Raw genomic sequence first — 12,789 nt, 5'->3', positions numbered from 1 at the left:
TTCCCCTTTTAACGGCGGAAATAGTCTTCGACATTCTCGAAGGCGCGCAGGCCTTCTGGCGTGGCGACCCGGATCGGATCGTCCGCGGGAGTGACGGGACCGCGCCACGCGGTCGCGCGAAGCGGCGTCACGGTCCAGGTCGGGCGCGGGTCAAGAACATGCGGGCAGCTCGCAATCACCACGATCACGTCCATCTCGGCGCGCAGCACCAGGCTTCGATCTGGAGCAAACGGCCCGATCTGCGGCACTATACTGCCGTCGCCGTCGATCCGCGCGCCCTTGAACAGATTGACGCACGGGTGAACGTCCCGCCGCTGAAGGCCATGTTTGGCGGCGCCCAGCAAAAAGCGGTCGCGACCGTTGGGCGCCGGGCCGCTATTGGCCCCATTGCCATATTTGGCGGCGTTGGTCGTGACATTCGACGTTCCGCAAAATGTGTCGTGCGTCCCCGCGCCGTCTTCGAGAAAACTCATGAGAACACGGCCCATGTCCGACAGCAGCAGCTTGCCCTGGCCGAGATAGGCGTTCCACTGCACTTTCACCGTATCGGCGACATTGAGGCGTTCGGTCGGCATTTCGGCATTGAAGATGAGCAGGGAAGCGCAGGCATCGCCCTTGAGGTCGATCAGCCTCAGGCGGGCGCCCCGCGGCAGCCGCCGCGTCGCATAGCCGCCTGCCGCGATCGTTTCTTCCCACACAAGATCGTCGGCGGAAACGCCGTCCGGCAAGTCGTGGGCGATCGGCGGAAGCACCGGCATGGCTTCGACCACCGTGCCCGCCATCGCGCGGGCGTGGTCGCGGGCTGCGTTGGGGTTGGCAAGAGTCGTCATGCCATAACTCCGTTTGTTTGGTTGACGGATTTCTGGTCATAGAGCGGGGGCAGCAGGGCGGTCGTCGTTACAAGCTGAAGCTGGTGAACGCCGCGCACTCGCCTCAGCGCATCACACAGCTCCTTCAGCAGCGATGCAGGCCCCTGCACCAGCAGGACTTCGAGTGACTGGTCATCCTCCAGGAAGACGTGCTGGGAGGAGATGACCTCTTTGAGATAGTCAGCCTGAGTCTGGGCGAGCTGGTGCCGCACCCGGCCGCGGTCGCCGCGATAGACGATCGTGATGGTGCCGGCCAGCATCTCGTCGGGACGGGTGAAGGCCTCATGTTCGGCGAGCGCATGACGGATAAGTTCGGCGATCAGCTGCGAGCGCGACGGCAGGCCACGCTCTTCCACCATCATGTCGAGCTGCCGGAACAGATCCGCCGGCAGGCTCATGCTCAGCCTCGCAAGGCCTGCAGGCTCGCTAACCATGTCCTATCTTCTCCTTATTGTCCTTTTCGCCGTCCGGCGAAACTACCGCTTCTTCCGTTTCAACGGCCGTGTCGGGCGCGGGTTTGCGCAGAGCCAGATCATAGACTGCGGTCGCGCCAAAGCGGTGCGGGGCATGCGGATCGTGACGACGCTTGTCCAAGGCGAGCACCCGCGTTCCGAGGCTGAAGGCCTCCCGGATGTCGTGCGTCACCATGATGATCGTCAGCGAATAGTCGCGCCAGAGTCGAGTGATCAGCCGGTGCATGTCGGCGCGGATACCGGGATCGAGCGCGCCGAACGGTTCGTCGAGCAGCAGGATGCGAGGTCGTTTGATTAGCGCCTGTGCGATCGCCAGGCGCTGCTGCATCCCACCCGACAGCTGAGCTGGATAAAGGTGAAGGCTATCTCCTAGGCCGACGGCGTTCAGCATTTCGGTCGCCTCTTCGACCGCCGCCCGACGCGCCGTACCGAACAGGCGCGCCAGCAGCGGCGACTGGGCGCACTCCAGCCCGAATACCGTGTTCCGCAAGACCGACAGGTGCGGAAATACCGAGTAGCGCTGGAACACCACGCCCCGATCGGGCCCGCACTCGGGCGTAAGCGGCGTCCCGTCGAGAAGCACCGAACCCCGGCTCGCCGCCTCCTGGCCGAGGACGAGGCGCAGCAGGCTGCTCTTCCCCGCGCCCGAAGGCCCGATGATCGAAACGAAGGATCCTTCTTCGATATCGATCGACACCCGTTCGAGCACGATCTTGTCGCCATATTCGACCCACACGTCGCGGAGGGAGAGGAGCGCGCTCAATGGTTGGCTCCGTGAGCCCAAGGGAACAGGCGCTCGCTAAAGAAAGTGAGGGTGAGGTCCATCGCCACCGCCAACAGTGCGATCCAGGCGACATAGGGAATGATCACGTCCATCGAGAGATACCGCCGGACGAGGAATATGCGATAGCCAAGGCCTACGTCCGACGCGATCGCTTCGGCTGAAATCAGGAAAACCCAGGCGGGTCCCAGCGACAAGCGGATCGCGTGAAGAAGCCTCGGCATGGCCTGCGGGAGGGCGACCCTGATCATGATCTGCCAACTGCTCGCGCCCAGCGTTTGCGCCTTGATGATCTGTTCGCGCGGTAAGGCGGCCACATGAGCGGCGATGTCCCGCACCATGACGGGCGCTATGCCGATGACGATCAGCGCGATCTTCGCCGTTTCGCCAAGGCCAAGGGCGATGAAGAGGATAGGGAGCAGGGCGATGGGCGGGATCACGGCAATGCCCGTTACAAGGGGCCCGAGGGTCGCTCGCACTGGTGGAAGGACGCCGAGCACTAGGCCGACGAGAAGAGCCGCCAGCGTCGCTACGCCAAGGCCGATACCGAGCCGCTCCAAGCTGGCCAGCGTATCCGCCCAAAAGAGCAGCTGTCCCGTCAGCTGGTCCGGCTGGAAAAGCAGGTCTGCCATCGCCTTCGCCATGCCGTCGGGCAGTGGCAATATCTTGTCAAATTGGTTGACGGCGTGGCGCTGGGCCGCCAGGAACAGATAGAGCAAGACTAGCAGCAGGATCGGCACCGCCCCCAGCAGCAACCGATCGCCTCGGCTGACATGTCGATTCACCCAACGCATATCATCATCGTCCTACAGAGGGGATCGATCGGGACGGCTCAAAGCTTTCCGTCGGCAGCCAATTTCATGAAGCTTTCATCGAACCGTAGTGTCACATGCTGCGCGTCGCCGAGCGTCTTTCCGCCGGCGAAGCTCATGCCGACGGCATCGGCTGAAGCGGCGCCCTTGAACAGGCCATGGGCGAAGCTGAAGTCCCGCACCTGCGCCATACTCTGAACAAGTGCCGGGGCAGAAGTTGCCGCTACGGCGGATTTAGGATCGGCATAGAGGTGCGTGGTCGCCAGCTGGCTTTCAAATACTTCGGGCGTCGTGCCTGCCAGTTTCGCCATGGCAGCGCGGGCCGCCTTGCCCTGTGCATCCTGCCGCTTCATCAGCGCCATCGTATCGAACCAGATGCCGGTCAGCGCCTTACCCAGATTCGGATTGGCCTTCAGGGTTGCCGTATCGACCACCAGCAGATCCAGGATTTCGCCGGGTATCTGGGCCGAGCTGAAGACCTCCTTCGCACCGGCCTGCCCCTTCATTACCGAAAGCTGGGGGTTCCATGCGACGGCCGCGGTTACGTCCGGGCTGGAAAAGGCGCCGACGATATCGGCATCGGATGTGTTCACGGTCTTGATGTCGGTGGGCTTCATCCCCGACTTTTCGAGCGCGCGGGCGAGAAGATAGTGAGAGACGGAAAGTTCGACCAGATAGACCTGCCGACCCTTGATCGCCGAAAAATTGTCGGCACCCTTGAGCAGGATGCCATCATTGCCGTTGGAATAGTCACCGACGATAATTGCGCTCGTGTCCTTTCCTCCAGCGGCAGGAATGGTCAGAGCATCCATATTGGTGACTGTCACGCCGTCGAATTTACCAGCGGTATATTGATTCACCGATTCAACATAGTCGTTGACCTGAACGATATTGATCTTGATGCCGTATTTATCGGCCCACTTCTTCACGATTCCGGCCTGCTGGGCATAGGGCCACGGCATCCAGCCCGCGTAGATCGACCATCCAATGTTGAACTCTGTCTTCGGCTTGGAGGGGGCATCCGGCGCTTGCGAGCAGGATACAAGCAAAAGCGCTCCGGCCATCAGAGCAGCCCGGCCTGCGTTGCAGAACATTCGGATCATCGTTCGTCCCCTTTCGAGGCATACTATTGCAAAGCAGCATGAGCCTGTCCACTAGGATTTATTACCTTTGCAATTTTAGGTAATACTGTTCACGAAGGCGGATAATCCGGGCCTCGGCGCTCTGGTAGCCACCGGGCTTCCGCGCTACGACTGCGCCACATGCCCGCCCCCGAAGCGCGAACCAAACAAAATAGGTCGATTCGGGCTCTTAGGCGGTGCCCACGCGATCTATCGCTCGATATTGTGATTCGCCATTTAGGGGACCCCTCAAAATCTCCGTCCCTGTCTCGGGCACCACTCCCCCGCTGACTTTCGATCGGACGCGCACTGCAAGAAAATGGCCATATTGTGCGTTGCACCCAAGTGTCGCGTTCATACTGAGCAAGTGCAAAATTATTACGCTTGACGCGTTACGTAATATCCATACCGTATAGGCGACTGCTCATCGAAGCGGCGGAACCAAGGGTGAATGGTCGGGTAACCACCGGCTTGAAGTGAGGGTTCGTGGATCGAAGGCCGGCTCGCAATTCTGCTCTCTCGGGTGCTATGCCACCAGTCGCCAGCGCTGCCCCCGATTGCGGCCTTGCCGATCCGTCGCACGATGTTCGAACTGATCAAATGATGACCGATCTGCTCCATTTATTAAAGACTGCGCACATCAGGGAATGACGATGAAGACTTGCCGGAAACCGGCTCACAAGGTGCCGGCCTAGCCAGAGCGCCAAGGGGAAGGATGTCACTTGAGGCTCAACTGAAAGGGGGTCGAAGTGACTAGGAAATTGTTTCGCAATACACTGCTTGGCGCCACCATTCTTATGGGCGTTGGGACCACTTCGGCTTTCGCACAGGGCGCCGCGGACGGTGCTGACGGCGCAAGCGGCGATGGTAACGAGATCGTGGTGACAGCCACTCGCCGCGCCGTTTCCATCCAGGACGTGCCGATCAACATCAGCGCCGTCGGCCAGGAGCAACTGGCCCGCCAGCGGATCGACGACATCCGCGACATTGCAGATTTCACGCCCGGCGTGACGATATCGGACACTGGTCCAGGCTCGACCGGAACGATCGTGCTGCGCGGCCTCAACGCCTCGGATTCCAGCTCCACTGGCAACTCTTATGATACTGCGTTGGGCGTCTATCTTGGCGAGGTCCCGCTCTATTACGATTTCAAATTGCTCGATATCGCACGCGTCGAAACGCTGCTCGGGCCGCAGGGGACGCTCTATGGCCTGGGCACTCTGGCCGGCGCGATCCGCAATATTCCCAACCGGCCCAACACCGACAAGATCGAGGGCGAGGTGCATAGCCGCCTGTACGGTAAGAGCCACAGCGGCAAGCTAGGCTATCAGTTGGATGGAGTTATCAACATCCCGATCGTCAGGGATCATATCGCCTTCCGATCGGCCACAGGCTATTTCTACGATCCCGGCTTCATCGACTATCCACTGCTGCTTCAGACGCCAGGCGTTTCGCTGCCGCAGCCTGATGGCCCAACGAGCATCTCGCCCGCAGGCTACGCCGCGAACCTGAGAAAGGAGAAGGACCTCAATTTTGAGAAGACCTTCACCACGCGCAATCAGTTGCTGTTTCAGTTGAGCGAGGATTTAAAGGTCAACTTCACCTATGCGTTTCAGCAGACCAAAACCGATGGCGGCCAATATAACAGCGACGGCGTACTCGGAACGGGCAAATATCAAAGCGCGGGGCGCTATATCGAACCGGTGAAACGCCGCGCGCACTTGGGAGCAATGGAAATCAACGCGAATATCGCAGACATTGCCGATCTCGTATCTACAACTGCTTATACGGACGTGAAGAACGACGATCGGACAGACAATACCGACCTCCTGCTCGACCTCGACTATGGCTATGAAGCCTTCCCCGCTTTCTCGAGCTGGAACGAAAGTCATGATCGCCGCAAGCAGTTCAACCAGGAAGTCCGTTTCGTCTCCCGACATGGCGGCCCGTTCAATTGGGTGCTGGGCGGCTTCTATAATCAGCAGAAGCGCCTGCGCGAATATACCGAACATGTGCCCAATCACCCCTGGGTGGCATTCGGTACGCAGCCCAATCCCGATGAGGTCGAATATAACAGCTTCAACAAGTCCAAGGTAACGGAGAAGGCGGTCTTCGGAGAAGGCACGCTGAGGATCATGCCCGAGTGGCAGGTGACGGCAGGCGTGCGTTATTTCGGCTATACGTCTGACGTCAGCGGCCGGGCGGTACTCCCGCTGCTCGGCGACCCCGTCAGCCCTTATGACCTACCCTCTGCGGGCGGCAAGTCCAAGAAGAGCGGCTGGGTGTGGAAATTCAATACATCCTACAACTTCACTCCCGCCATCATGGCCTATGCCACCTACAGCAAGGGCTATCGCATCGGCGGTCCGAACACGGTTGCGCCGTGCGTTTTGCCCCTCGATCTGACGCAGCAGAATGTGTGTGCGCTGCCTAACGAAATCCAATACGGGCCCGACACAACGAAAAACGCCGAACTAGGCATCCGCACCCAGCTTTTCGATCGTCAGCTGACGTTCAACTTTAACGTCTTCCATATCAAATGGGACGGTATTCAGGTGAATTCCGCCACCATCAATGGCATCGTGGGCATCATCGTCAACGGCGGCAAGGCCAAGTCGGAGGGGTTCGAAGCATCTTTCCAAGCGAAGCCGATCGAAGGACTGTCGATCCAAGGAACCTATTCTTATACCAATGCCAAGCTGACCGAGGATGTTCCCGGGATCATTGCCGTCAACGACCCAGCTGGCACATATCCTAGCTCCCCGATCCAGTTGGACGCGCTGTCGGGTGATCGCCTTCCGGGTTCAGCGAAGAACAGCGGCAGCCTGGGTGCAACCTACACGATGCCCTTCATGGCCGGTAACCTGGTGGCTGACTGGACGGCCACCTATCGCGGCAACGTCGTGACGCGGCTCGGCTGGGATCGCGCCTATGGCGACAAGCTCCCGGGCTATGTGCTGCACCGCGCCTCGCTCGCTTATGAGACGGATCGTTACAGCCTTGTCCTATTCGCGAACAATATCTTCGACAAATATGCAGTGGCCTCCGTCTCCAATGACCGCTCGCGCGTCGGCCTCAACGATGGAGTAGTGCTGCGCTACTATAAGCAGACCGTCATCAATCCGCGCACCTTCGGTATCGAAGCGCGCTTCAAATATTGATCTGACAATGCTGCCGGGGCGCTATTCCGAAAGGATGGCGCCCCGGCGAGTGGACGGCATCATCGCGATGCTGCCTTTGCATGAAAGGGAAAAAGGCGATGGCCGCGGATGCGCGCAGGATTCGACTTGGATTGAGTGCGGCGCTCTTGATGGCGAGCGGCTCGGGCTATGCCCCTGTCGCGAAGGCAGCCTGTGTAGCGCTGCCAAAGCTGCTGGCCGAGAAGTGGATCGACGGCACGCTTCCCGAGGAGCCGGCCACTCAGGTCCAACAGCTCGACAAGGATAGTTTCATCATCCGTCAGTCAGTCAAGACCAACTTCGAAGCCCCCTTCCTCTATCTCCTCTTCGGGCGCGACAGGGCATTGCTGATCGACACCGGAGCTGAAGGTGGGAGGATCAGGCCAACGATCGACCGGTTGATCGCGCAGTGGCTAGCCGCTCACGGACGCCGCTCGATACCGCTGGTGGTCGCCCATAGCCACAGCCATGGCGACCATGTTGCCGGAGACGCCGCCTTCCGTGATCGCCCGGACACGATCATTGTCGGCCTGAAACCGTCCGATGTCGCCGGCTTTTTTGGCATCCCCAACTGGCCCGACGAGGTTGCCACATTCGATCTGGGCGACCGCGCGCTCAGCGTCATCCCAACACCCGGGCATCAGGCGGCCGCGATCATGATCTACGATCCCCGCCTCAAGATCCTGTGGTCGGGCGACACGCTCTATCCCGGTCGCCTTTACGTGCCAATCAATTTCCTCGACGAAAATCGGGCCAGCGTCGACCGCGTGGCAGCCTTTGCGATGAAGCATCCGATCTGCGCTGTCATGGGGGCGCATATCGAGATGACATCCGAGCCAGGCGGCGACTATGGGCACGAAGCGCCCACACATCCGCACGAACACCCCCTCCCCTTGCCGGCACAAACCATCGGCGAGCTTCAGACTGGCCTGAAAGAGCCGCTAGACACACCGGATCAGCGGCAAGTTCACGACCATTTCATCATCGTCCCGGTGCCTGCCCGCGCGGAGTGATCCTGCGGCGTTAGATAAGGTCCCTTTTATGAGCAGGAGGGCTGCTCTTATCGCCAGCTCGATAACTCTCAAGTTCAAGATAGCACAGTTGGCATATCATGAGCGATATTCGGGCCAGGCAATTGCAGCCGCGCCTAGCGCCGCCCCTCCAGATAGTCGTTCAGCACTTCGTGGAAGAAGCGAACGCGGGTTTCCTGTCCTGTCAAATAGGCGTCCTCATAACCGCGTGAATACATGCCACGCTGCTGCCCCTCGGCCAGCATCATGTCCTGATAGACGATCTGTCCCTCGATTTCCGGTACGCCCCGGCCGTTGTCGAAGGCGCGATGTTGGAACTCCGCCTCGCGTAACGGCTGGCGCCCGGCCATGATCGATTCCACCTCCGTCTGCCCGGCAACAGGGAAGGCCATGCACCACAGGTCGAAGGTGCATTTGTTTGGATCGTCGGGATGCGGCTCGGTGCGGAAGAAGATCAGATTGTCGGGCAGGAAGGATATGGTGACATTGGGGAAGATGACCGTATGTGGGCTGTCGGTGATCTCCTCATCGTCCATATGCGCATAATGGACATAACCGCGCTCCTGCCAAAGCCGGCGCTTGGCGGCCTTGAGGTCGAGCCAGCCCTGCATCGCCTTTGTTTCATAATCGGGATAGGCGTCCGGATCGATGCCCCACTCGCTCAGGATGAAATCGAAGGGATGCGGCACACCCTCGGGTAGTCGGTCCGATAGCGACGGGCGCATAGGCTGTACGGTGCGGCCGTGACCGCCTGGATACATTTCATGCCGGGCGGTATCGACATCCTGATCAATCCACGGCGGCACCTGCGGATGGGCTGTGCGGGTGTGATAGCTTTCAGAAAAATTGTCGGTCGCGAACTTCCAGTTGGTATTGAGGTCGATCTTCATCCAGAACACCCGCACTGCCGTGTCCATCGGATAATTTTTGTAGAGGTCCGGCATCGGCGCCAGATAGTCGAGCAGTTCCGGCGCCTTGTCGTCCATCGTGTACCAGACGAAGCCGCCCCAGGTCGCGCAGCGCAATTCCTTGAGCTTCAGCTTTCCGCAGGGATTGCCCTGGGGGAAGTCATGCGCGTCCTGCGCCTGTTGAAGCACGCCGTCCTTGCCCCAGACCCAGCCATGATAGGGGCATTGGAAGCTGTTAACCGAACTGCTGTCCCATACCAATCTTTGCCCGCGGTGACGGCAGGCATTGTAGAACGCCTTGATCGAGCCATCCTCCTGTTTCACGCAGAAGACGCTTTCGTGCATGAAGTCATGAACGACATAGTCGCCCGGCTCCTCCAGTTCCGCCGTGCGGCCCGCCACATGCCAGATGCGGGTCCACATATGGTCCCACTCCTTCTGCGCGAAATCGCGAGACGTATAACGGTCGCCGGTTATGGGATCGCCCCGCAGGGCGGACGGATCGCGCCCGTCCATCGTCAGCGGGTGAATATTTATCTGTCCCATTGCGCTCTCCTTTTGCGGGGCAGTCATAGCTGGACTGCCCCCCGGAACTTCGACGAAAGGACGTGATTTTTCGGCAGCTCAGGCACAGCGCATCAAACTCCAGTCATGCCGGCAGTGGTGGCGCCGTCGATCGCATATTCGGCCCCGTTCACGAACGCCGCCTCATCCGAGGCGAGCCAGGATACCAGCCCGGCAATCTCGTCCACCCGACCCATGCGCCCCATCGGCGACATGCGCTCATAGGCCGCGCGAGCGGCGGCGGGATCGGGGCAGCTGGCGATGATATTGGTGATCAGTTCGGTTTCGACCACGCCCGGCAGGATCGCATTGCAGCGGATATGGAGCCGTTGCAGCCCGCAATGGATGGCGACCGATTTCACCAGCGCAATCACCGCCGCCTTGCTGACGCTGTATGTCACATAATTGCTGAGCGCACGATTGGCGTTCATCGAACTGTTCACGATGATCGACCCGCCGGATCCACCGGGATTGTCCTTCATCATCGCGATCGCCGACTTGATGGTCAGCATCACCCCGGTCTGGTTGATCGCGAGGATGTCGTTCCACGCCTCCAGCGAAACGGCTTCTATATCGCCGTCGCCCTTTTCGGTTCCGGCATTGGCGAAGGCGACGTCAAGCCGGCCAAAATCGCGCCGGATCAGCTGTTCGACGATTGCCCAGTCGGTCGGGTCCTGCACCGCCGCACGCACGAAAGTCGCGCCGGTTTCGTGTTCGAGGCTTGCGGCCTTTTCCGCGTTGGAGCCGGTGAAGACGACCTTGGCCCCATCAGCGACAAGGCGCGCAACTGTCGCCCGCCCGATGCCTGCCGTGCCGCCCGTGACCAGCGCGACCTTGCCGCTCAAATTAGCCATGCCTTCCTCTCTTCCTTCAGGCGGGCAGCAGCCCGGTGGCCCGTGCGATCGAAGCCGTGTCGAAATAATATGGCGTAATGCCGCTGAACTTATCACCGCGGATATGGAAAACTTCCGCCAAAGGCATTTCCAGCCGCTCGCCGCTGTGACGGGACGTGGCCGTAACCTTCACCAGCACGATCGCATGGTCCTGACCCACGCAGATGTCGCCAGTTTCCAGTGACGCATCCTCCCAATAGGCAAAGACCTTGGTATAGAGCTTCTGAAGCGCGTCCTTGCCGCCATAGGTGCCTGCATAGGGCAGGCTGTCCGCTTCCAAAATCGCGAAATCGTCGGTCAGCATGGTTTCCACCGCGTCCCACTGGCCGGTGCCGGTCAGCTGATAGATGCGCTCCACCATCGCCTTGATGTCGGCATAACGCTCCATGTCCATGGCGGTCCTCTCCATTTTTTGTGAGGTCCGATCCATGCAGCCTTCGTCCGCCGCCGTCACCCTGCAAAAAAGAGCAGGTGCTTGTGCGCGCTCAGGCGAGGAGAAAGGGTAAGAAAGAAGTATGAGAGGATGCGGTATGGCAGGCAGGCTGGAAGGCAGGATTGCGCTGGTCAGCGGGGGGCTGCGTGGCATCGGCCGGGCGATCTGCGAATGTCTGAGCGCAGATGGCGCGATCGTCTATGTGACCGATCTCGACCCACCCGACTCGCCCGACGCGCGGGCCGTCCCCGAGCGGATGCCCGCCGCCCGCTATCTGTCGCTGGATGCCACCAGTGAAGCGGGATGGCAGCAGGCGCGGGCGCAAGTGGAGCTGGATTTCGGCCATCTCGATATATTGGTGAACAATGTCGGCGCGGACCTGACCGGCAAGGTCCAGGATCTGAAGCTGGAGGATTGGCGGCGGCTGATCACGCTAAACCTCGACACCGTGTTTCTGGGCACCAAGACCTTCCAGCCGCTGCTGGCGAAGGGCGGCGCAGCGACACCCTATGGCGCGAGCATCATCAACATAAGCTCGATCATGGGGCTGGTCGGCATGGGCGAGGTCGCGGCCTATAATGCGTCCAAGGGCGGGGTTCGCCTATTCTCCAAATCGAACGCGCTGGAATTTGCCGATGCGGGCATCCCGATCCGCGTCAACAGCGTGCATCCCGGCTTTGTCGAGACGCCGCTGCTGCGCAAGGGGTTCGAACGCTGGGCAGAGCGGGACGGCAGCGTCACCGCCGACCAGCTGATCGCGCAGATGGCGGAAACGACGCCGGTGAAACGGCTGGCGCAACCTGTGGAGATCGGCAAGGTGGTCGCCTTCCTTGCCAGCGACGATGCCAGCTACATGACCGGCAGCGAAGTGGTGGTAGATGGCGGCTGGACCGCGCGCTGAGAGCAGGAGAGACAGAATGACAGGTAAGACCGACCTTGGCGGCGCAGTCGCATTGGTGACGGGCGCCACCGGCGGCATCGGCCGCGCGACGGTGGCCGCACTGGCGGAAGCGGGGGCAAAGGTGATCGCCACCGACATCGGAACGCAGGCTGATGTGCCGGGCGCGGCGCTCTACGCGCCGCTCGACGTGACGGACGAGGCGGCATGGGCGGGCATGATCGAAAGGATTGACGCAGAGTTCGGCCGGCTCGACATCCTCGTCAATAATGCCGGGATTTCCGTCACCAACAGCATTGCCGCCACTACCCTGGCCGAATTCCGCAAATGCATGACGATCAATGTCGAAGGTGTGTTTTTGGGCACCCGCGCCGCGCAGGCCATCCTGGCGCGTAGCGGCGCGGATCGGGCAGGCGGTTCCTCTGTCATCAACTTGTCGTCAGTGGGCGGTCTGCGCGGCGCAGCCTGGATGGCAACCTATTGCGCGAGCAAGGGCGCGGTGAAGCTGTTCAGCAAGTCCGCCGCGCTGGAGTTTGCTCTGCTCAAGCAGCCGATCCGCGTCAATAGTGTCCATCCCGGCGGCATCGACACGGGCATGATGGACACCATCTATGCCCGCTACGTGGCCGAGGGCGTGTTCCCGGATGAGGAAACGGCGCGGGCGACGGTGTCAGCCGGCCATGCTCTGGGCCGGATGGGTCAGCCGGACGAGATCGCGTCGGGCATCGCCTATCTCGCCAGCCCTGCGGCCAGCTTCATGACCGGATCCGAACTGGTGATCGACGGCGGCATGACCGCGCACTGAGGAAGTGGGGGCTGTCGCGCCC

At 60.8% G+C, this 12,789-nt stretch carries 12 protein-coding genes; 4 read left to right on the top strand and 8 right to left on the bottom strand.

Annotation, left to right across the window (positions count from 1 at the left end; all coding sequences use genetic code 11):
• Positions 1-8 precede the first annotated feature (8 nt).
• The 5 genes from ACZ5Y5_RS14505 to ACZ5Y5_RS14485 are packed head-to-tail and all read right to left on the bottom strand — an operon-like array spanning position 9 to position 4,038.
• Complete coding sequence (locus tag ACZ5Y5_RS14505; RefSeq protein ID WP_464811205.1) at positions 9-830, bottom strand: urea amidolyase associated protein UAAP1; 822 nt, start codon at positions 828-830, stop codon at positions 9-11.
• The gene (locus ACZ5Y5_RS14500) at positions 827-1,267 is read right to left on the bottom strand and encodes a CopG family ribbon-helix-helix protein (protein WP_464811204.1); all 441 of its coding nucleotides are present in this window, start codon (positions 1,265-1,267) and stop codon (positions 827-829) included. The genes ACZ5Y5_RS14505 and ACZ5Y5_RS14500 overlap by 4 nt, the downstream gene beginning before the upstream one ends.
• A 28-nt stretch (positions 1,268-1,295) precedes the next feature.
• The gene (locus ACZ5Y5_RS14495) at positions 1,296-2,105 is read right to left on the bottom strand and encodes an ABC transporter ATP-binding protein (RefSeq protein ID WP_464811203.1); all 810 of its coding nucleotides are present in this window, start codon (positions 2,103-2,105) and stop codon (positions 1,296-1,298) included.
• A complete protein-coding gene (locus tag ACZ5Y5_RS14490) occupies positions 2,102-2,917 on the bottom strand; it encodes an ABC transporter permease (protein WP_464811202.1) in 816 nt (271 codons plus the stop codon). The genes ACZ5Y5_RS14495 and ACZ5Y5_RS14490 overlap by 4 nt, the downstream gene beginning before the upstream one ends.
• Positions 2,918-2,955: 38 nt before the next feature.
• Positions 2,956-4,038, bottom strand: coding sequence for a putative urea ABC transporter substrate-binding protein (locus ACZ5Y5_RS14485; RefSeq protein ID WP_464811201.1), 1,083 nt, complete (start codon positions 4,036-4,038; stop codon positions 2,956-2,958).
• A gap of 815 nt (positions 4,039-4,853) precedes the next feature.
• On the opposite strand from ACZ5Y5_RS14485, the gene ACZ5Y5_RS14480 reads away from it, so the two are divergent.
• Both ACZ5Y5_RS14480 and ACZ5Y5_RS14475 read left to right on the top strand, forming a co-directional pair.
• A complete protein-coding gene (locus ACZ5Y5_RS14480) occupies positions 4,854-7,217 on the top strand; it encodes a TonB-dependent receptor (protein WP_464811624.1) in 2,364 nt (787 codons plus the stop codon).
• 149 nt (positions 7,218-7,366) lie between these two features.
• Positions 7,367-8,248, top strand: coding sequence for an MBL fold metallo-hydrolase (locus ACZ5Y5_RS14475; protein WP_464811623.1), 882 nt, complete (start codon positions 7,367-7,369; stop codon positions 8,246-8,248).
• 134 nt (positions 8,249-8,382) lie between these two features.
• Here ACZ5Y5_RS14475 and ACZ5Y5_RS14470 read toward each other — a convergent pair whose 3' ends face one another.
• The 3 genes from ACZ5Y5_RS14470 to ACZ5Y5_RS14460 form a co-directional block, all read right to left on the bottom strand.
• The gene (locus ACZ5Y5_RS14470; RefSeq protein WP_464811200.1) at positions 8,383-9,720 is read right to left on the bottom strand and encodes an aromatic ring-hydroxylating oxygenase subunit alpha; all 1,338 of its coding nucleotides are present in this window, start codon (positions 9,718-9,720) and stop codon (positions 8,383-8,385) included.
• Positions 9,721-9,812: 92 nt separating this feature from the next.
• Positions 9,813-10,592 (bottom strand): SDR family NAD(P)-dependent oxidoreductase, encoded by a 780-nt coding sequence (locus tag ACZ5Y5_RS14465; protein ID WP_464811199.1) that lies wholly within the window; start codon positions 10,590-10,592, stop codon positions 9,813-9,815.
• Between the two features lie 16 nt (positions 10,593-10,608).
• Positions 10,609-11,025, bottom strand: coding sequence for a nuclear transport factor 2 family protein (locus ACZ5Y5_RS14460; RefSeq protein WP_464811198.1), 417 nt, complete (start codon positions 11,023-11,025; stop codon positions 10,609-10,611).
• Between the two features lie 136 nt (positions 11,026-11,161).
• Here ACZ5Y5_RS14460 and ACZ5Y5_RS14455 point away from each other — a divergent pair, with 136 nt between their 5' ends.
• Both ACZ5Y5_RS14455 and ACZ5Y5_RS14450 read left to right on the top strand, forming a co-directional pair.
• Entirely contained in the window at positions 11,162-11,965 is an 804-nt protein-coding gene (locus tag ACZ5Y5_RS14455) for an SDR family NAD(P)-dependent oxidoreductase (protein ID WP_464811197.1), read from the top strand.
• A gap of 16 nt (positions 11,966-11,981) precedes the next feature.
• The gene (locus ACZ5Y5_RS14450) at positions 11,982-12,767 is read left to right on the top strand and encodes an SDR family NAD(P)-dependent oxidoreductase (protein ID WP_464811196.1); all 786 of its coding nucleotides are present in this window, start codon (positions 11,982-11,984) and stop codon (positions 12,765-12,767) included.
• Positions 12,768-12,789: the final 22 nt, after the last annotated feature.

The sequence above is a fragment of the Sphingobium sp. TomTYG65 genome, assembly GCF_055395525.1.
This window is presented reverse-complemented; position numbering and strand designations above follow the sequence as displayed.